The sequence below is a fragment of the Microbacterium sp. NPDC003461 genome, assembly GCF_053588335.1.
In genome coordinates, this window is the sequence record NZ_JBSFPT010000030.1 from 20952 (window position 1) to 27247 (window position 6296).

General features: G+C 67.9%; 4 protein-coding genes. 2 read left to right on the forward strand and 2 right to left on the reverse strand.

The window, feature by feature from the left end; translation table 11 throughout:
* The first annotated feature begins 61 nt into the window (after positions 1–61).
* Together ACWDR7_RS11060 and ACWDR7_RS11065 are read left to right on the forward strand one after the other, a co-directional pair.
* A complete protein-coding gene (locus ACWDR7_RS11060; RefSeq protein WP_449854947.1) occupies positions 62–2539 on the forward strand; it encodes a glycoside hydrolase family 2 protein in 2478 nt (825 codons plus the stop codon).
* A gap of 56 nt (positions 2540–2595) precedes the next feature.
* Positions 2596–5166 (forward strand): family 78 glycoside hydrolase catalytic domain, encoded by a 2571-nt coding sequence (locus tag ACWDR7_RS11065; protein WP_449854948.1) that lies wholly within the window; start codon positions 2596–2598, stop codon positions 5164–5166.
* A 40-nt stretch (positions 5167–5206) separates the two neighbouring features.
* Here the strand turns inward: ACWDR7_RS11065 and ACWDR7_RS11070 are convergent, their stop codons facing one another.
* Together ACWDR7_RS11070 and ACWDR7_RS11075 are read right to left on the reverse strand one after the other, a co-directional pair.
* Positions 5207–5947: an SDR family NAD(P)-dependent oxidoreductase gene (locus tag ACWDR7_RS11070; protein WP_234000611.1), complete on the reverse strand. Its 741-nt coding sequence runs from the start codon at positions 5945–5947 to the stop codon at positions 5207–5209.
* Positions 5944–6296: FadR/GntR family transcriptional regulator (locus ACWDR7_RS11075; protein WP_449854949.1), on the reverse strand; the 353-nt coding region annotated here is incomplete at its 5' end. The genes ACWDR7_RS11070 and ACWDR7_RS11075, both read right to left, overlap by 4 nt.

Here is a 6296-nt window from a genome sequence, read left to right on the forward strand (position 1 = left end):
CTTTACTTAAGTTAGGAAGTTGACTACTGTCGACCTACCCCATTGCCGAGGAAGAGGAACGATGACGTATCACGACCTGACGACCGGGTGGACGGCCCGCATCTTGACGGAGACCGCACCCGCGGACCTGGCCGAGCGGCTGCGTGCCGGCATCGCGGCCACCGTTCCAGGCGTCGTGCACACCGACCTTCTCTCCGCCGGCCTCATCACAGACCCGTTCGTCGACGACGCCGAGGCCGCTCTGCAGTGGATCGGCCAGAGCGATTGGGAGTACCGCACCGCGTTCGACTGGGTCGATGACGGCTCGGGCCGCCACGACCTCGTCGCCGAAGGTTTGGACACGGTCGCCCACATCGAGCTCAACGGCAGTCCGGTCGCCGACACGGCAAACCAGCATCGCAGCTATCGCTTCGACGTGAGCGAACTGCTGCAGCCCGGATCCAACGAGCTCGTCGTGCGGTTCCGCTCTCCCGTGCAGTACGCGCGGGAGCAGGAAGCCGTGCTCGGGGAGCGTCCGCATTCCTACACGCATCCGTTCAACGCCATCCGAAAGGCTGCGTGCAACTTCGGATGGGACTGGGGTCCGGACCTCGCTTCCGTCGGCATCTGGAAGTCGATCGGCCTCGAATCCTGGTCGACGGCGCGCATCGCTTCGGTCCGCCCGCTCGTCGACGTGCGCGACGGCGAGCCGACGCTGACGGCCCACGTGCAGGTGGAATGGGCAGACGACGCGGCGGAGCCGGCGACGCTGTCGTTCGACGTCGCCGGCGCCCACACGACGATGGAGGTCCTCCCCGGCCAGACGGCGGCGACGGTGACGCTCAACGTTCCCGGTGCTGAGCTGTGGTGGCCGCGCGGCCACGGTTCACAGACGCTGTATCCGCTGCACGTGGAGCTGGGTGAGGGCGACACGGTGCTGTCCCGCTGGAGCCGCCGTATCGGGTTCCGCAGCGTGTCGCTCGACGTGGCACCTGACCCCGACGGCAGCGCCTTCCGCTTCTCCATCAACGGAGAGGATGTCTACATCAGGGGTGCGAACTGGATCCCGGACGACGTGTTCTTCCCGCGCATCACCCGCGAGACGCTGCAGCGGAGCATCGACGACACCCTCGAGGCGAACATGAACATGCTGCGCGTCTGGGGTGGCGGCATCTACGAATCGGATGACTTCTACGATCTCTGCGACGAGAACGGCATCCTGGTCTGGCAGGATTTCCTCCTCGCCTGCGCCGCGTACTCCGAGGATGCGGCGCTGTGGGATGAGTTCGAGGCGGAGGCCACCGAGGCTATCATCCGCCTCACTGTGCATCCCAGCCTCGTCGTCTGGAACGGCGGCAACGAGAACATCTGGGGCTACGTCGACTGGAACTGGCGGACGCCTCTCGACGGCAGGACTTGGGGTGAGGGGTACTACACCGAGTTGTTCCCCCAGCTCGTCGCCGAGCTGGCGCCGAACACGCCCTACTCCGAGGGAAGCCCCTTCTCGTTCAGCCCGTACCTGCACCCGAACGACCCCGCGCACGGGACGATGCACATTTGGGACGTTTGGAATCAGGTCGACTACTCGCACTATCGCGACTATCGCCCCCGCTTCGTCTCCGAGTTCGGCTTTCAGGGGCCTCCGGCGTGGTCCACGCTCGAGTACGCCGTGCACGATGAGCCGAGAGACCCCTTCGGACCGAACATGCTGGTGCACCAGAAGGCGACTGACGGGAACGAGAAGCTCCGCCGAGGGCTCGGCGAGCACCTGCCGGAGCCGCGCTCGTACGAGGACTGGCACTGGGCCACTCAGCTCAACCAGGCCCGAGCGGTGAGCTTCGGAATCGAGCACTTCCGCTCGCTCTTTCCCCTGAACCAGGGGTCGATCGTCTGGCAGATCAACGACTGCTGGCCGGTCGTCTCGTGGGCTGCCGTCGACAGCCTCGGCCACCGCAAACCGCTGTGGCACGCTCTGCAGCGGGTGTATGGCGAACGGCTCCTCACCGTGCAGCCCAGGGAGGGCGGCCTCATCGCAAGCTTCCACAATGACGCGCCAGAAGCCGTCTCCACCCAGGTCACGATGCAACGCCGAGCCCTCGACGGAACCGTGCTGGCCGAGCAGACGATGCCGCTCGAGGTCGACGCGCGGGAGGCGAGCGCGCTCGTCGTCCCGGCCGACGTCGCGACGCCGGAGGATGGCGCCTCAGAGTTCCTCGTCGTGACCGCGTCGACCGGAGAGCGCGCGTTCTGGTATTTCGTCGAAGATCCCGCTCTTGCCCTCGAAGCCGCGCCGATCGATGCGAGCGCCGAGGAGGTGGACGGAGGGTACCGTGTCCATGTCACCGCCACCGGGCTGGTGAAGGACCTCACGCTCCTCGTTGACAAGGTCGACCGGTCGGCGCACGCGGATGCCGCGCTGCTGACGCTCCTGCCGGGGGAGAGCGTCGAGGTGATGGTCCGTGCGCGCCCGGGACTGGACCCGTCGGAGTTCGTCGCCGAGCACGTCTTGCGCTCGGCGAACGACCTCGTGGCCACGGCGGGCGTCGCGGCGCAGCCATGATCGTTCAGGGCGCTGTGGAGTCGACACCGTGATGAACCGGGATGTAGAGCGCGACGATGCCTAGCGTCCGGCGTCTCCGTGTCGAGGGTGTGACGGAACCGATCGGGATCGACGTGCAGCGACCCCGGTTCTCCTGGATCGTCGAGGCGAGCGAGAACGGTGTGCAGCAGGTCTCCTACCGTCTGACGGTCGAGAGGGTTGCGCCGGCCGGTGCGGAGACGGTCTGGGATTCCGGGCCAGTGACGTCCTCCGACGCCCGGTCAGCCGACTACGACGGCGAGGAACTCCTGGCCGGCACCGGTTACCGGTGGCGGATCGCCGTGGTGACCTCGGCCGGAGAAGCAAGCGCACGGGCGTCGTTTCGGACCGGACTGTTCCGCGAGCAGGACTGGGGCGGGGCGATGTGGATCGGGGGTCATTCGGAGCCGGCGTCCCCCGGCGCACATCCGGCTCCGCTCCTGCGCCGCGAGTTCGTCCTTCCCGCTCCGATCGTCTCCGCCCAGCTCTATGTGGCCGCGGGAGGGTACGCCGACGTTCGCATCAACGGCCGGCATGCGCCGCGCGGCGTCCTCGCACCGGGATTCACCGACTACGACTGCACGGTGCAGTATGACGCCACAGAGGTGGCACAGCTGCTGCGGCCGGGGCGCAACGCCGTGAGCCTCGAACTCGGCCGCGGCTTCTACGGCATGACTGCGGCCAACACCTGGCAGTGGCAGCGCTCTCCATGGCATGCAGAACCGTGCGCGAGAGCAGTCCTCATCGTCTCTCACGAGGACGACACGCGAACCGTCCTCACCACGGACGAAGCGTGGCGCACCGCTGACGGACCGACCACGTTCGATGATCTCTACGCCGGGGAGTCCTTCGACTTCCGACGGGTCGTGGAGGGGGTCGACCGGGTCGGATTCGACGATTCCGGCTGGAGACCGGCCGCCGTCGTGTCGGGTCCGCGCGGCGAACTGCGGCGTCAGCGGCAGCCACCGATCGTCGTCGCTGAATCGCTCATGCCGTCCTGCGTCACGCGGCTTGGCGAGGGCACCTACCTCGTCGAGTTTTCCCGCACCATAGCGGGGTGGGTCACCGTCGCTGCGGCGCCGGTGACGCAGGCCTCGGTGCAGATCGGCTACGCCGAGAGCTTGCGCGCGGACGGCACGGCCAACACGGACGACCCGCACTCCTATTACGACGGCCGCTTTCAGACGGCTCAGGTGGAGTTCGCCGGCACGGGCGAGCGGCAGGAGTGGGCCCCGAAGTTCACCTACTACGGCTTCCGATACGTCCAGCTGACCGGATGGCCGGACGATCATCCGCTGACTGCGGACTCCATCTCCGCCCAGTGCGTGCACACCGACGTCGAGCCGGCGGGCTCCTTCCGCAGCTCGGAACCGCTGCTGAATGACATCCATCGCATCGTCGTGGACACCGTGCTCAACAACCTGCACGGCATCCCCACCGATACTCCCACGTTCGAGAAGAATGGGTGGACGGGAGACGGCATGGTGGGAGCCGAGCTGATGCTGCTGAACTTCGATGCGCATGAGCTGCTGGCCAAATGGGCGGCTGACATCGCCGCGACCGCGCGGCACACCGGCATCCCTCGTGTCATCGCTCCGCACGGCGGCTGGTCCTATGACTGGGGATCGACTCCGACCTGGAATGCGGCGATGCCGTTGATCGCATGGTGGCTGTATCTCTATGCCGCCGATGAGCGGACCATGGCCACCCATCTCGACACCCTGGTGAGACACGCGCGGCTCGAGCTCGAGCGCGCGGACGCTGAGATCGCTGCGACCACGCTCGGGGACTGGGTAGCGCCGGATGCTTCTCCGGGCGGGGGTAACCCCCCGGAGGATTCGCGAGTGCCGGCCACAGCCTTCCTGCATCAGACGATGGTCGCCGTGGCACGTGCGGCGGAGACGCTCGGCCGCACGGGCCTCGCGAACGAGTTCCGTGCACACGCCGATCGCATCGCCGCGGCATTCCGTGCGCGCTTCTTCGATCCGGACCGGAACATCGTCCGCGGCGAGCAAGAGGGGGAGTTCCGGCAGTCGCATAACGTCCTCGCGCTGGCCTTCGGGCTGATACCCGCAGGCCGAGAGCAGGCGGTGGCGGATGCCGTAGCGGCCGACGTCGTAGCGCGGGGATTCCACCTCAACACTGGCGCGCTGGGTACGAAGTACCTCTTGCCGATGCTCAGCAGGCATGGACATGCTCAAACGGCCCTGAGAGTTGCTCTGCAGACCTCGTATCCCAGTTGGGGCTTCTGGCTGGAGCATGGCGCAACGACGACGTGGGAGCATTGGGCGCTGGCATCCCGCTCGCGCGGGCACTACTTCCTCGGAACGGTCGACGATTGGCTCTATCACGATGTCGCCGGCATCCGCCCCGTCGCCCCGGGGTATCGGATCTTTGAGATCGCACCCGCCGTGACCTCGATTCTGGAGGCGCAGGCGTCGGTGTCGACAGCCTTCGGAACCGCTGCCGTGCACTGGAGGCGTCAGGGCCACGAGATCGCGCTCGACGCGACTGTTCCCGTCGGAGCCGAAGCCATACTGCGGCTCCCCGGCACTGAGCCTCAGGTCCTCCGTTCTGGGCGGCACACCGTGCGCGTTTCGTGCCCGTGAACCGCGGGCTGGTGCGGGCATCGCGAGCTGAGCGCAGGCATCAGAGGGTGGTCATCCCGCCGTCGACCACGAACATCGATCCGGTCGCATAGCGGGACTCGTCTCCGGCGAGATAGACCATGATGCCCTCGATATCGGCGACGTCGCCGGCGCGCCGCATCGGGATGCGAGAGAGGATCGCCGCCCGCGCGGCCTCGTCCTCGACGATGCCCGACACCAGCGGGGTGAGGACGTGTCCCGGTACGACCACGTTCACCCGGATTCCGACGTTTGCATAGTCGGCCGCCGCCGTGCGGGCGAGGCCGTGCACGCCTGCCTTCGAGGCGCTGTAGGCCGCGAACCCGGCTCCCTCGCCGTTGAGCGCCGTCGGACTGCCCGTGACGATGATCGATCCGCCGCGCTGCGTCATCGCGCGCACCGCGTGTTTCAGCGTCAGGAACGTCCCCGTGAGGTTGACGTCCTGCGTGCGCCGCCAGACCTCGAGGTCGAGATCGCCGACGCGCGCGTCCGAACCGATGAGCTGCACGCCCGCGTTCGCGACGACGATGTCGATCGGCCCGGCTGCGGCGAAGGCGGCGGCCACCGACGCCTCGTCCGCGATATCCATGCGGACGGCGCGGGCCGAACCGCCGCTCTCCTGCGCAGCCTCCCGGGCCCCGTCGACGTCGCGGTCGGCGAAGACGACCCTCGCGCCCTCGCGGACGAAACGCTGCGCCGTGGCACGACCGATGCCCGAGGCTGCGCCGGTCACTATTGCGGTGCGTCCCATCAGGGCGTTCACGAGGGCTCCGTCCCGTCCACCGGCTCGTAGTACTGACGCGAGTCATCGAGGTGCCCACCCATGGCGGCGCGCGCACCCCGTGGATCGCGGGCGCGCAGGGCGTCGAGCACGGCGCCGTGCTGGGCGAGAGTGCGCTCGCGCCGTCCCTCGAGCTCGAGGCTGTGCTCACGGATCGGCATCATCACCGCGTTCAGGGATTCGAGCAGAGCGACGTACAGCGCGTTGTGCGTGGCGAGTGCGATGCGGCGGTGGAACTCGGCGTCCTCAGCGGCCGCCTCCTCCGGCGAGCGAAGCCGATGCGTCCGCCGCGCGATCACGACGCCGAGCTCGACCTCCCAGTCCAGCTTCG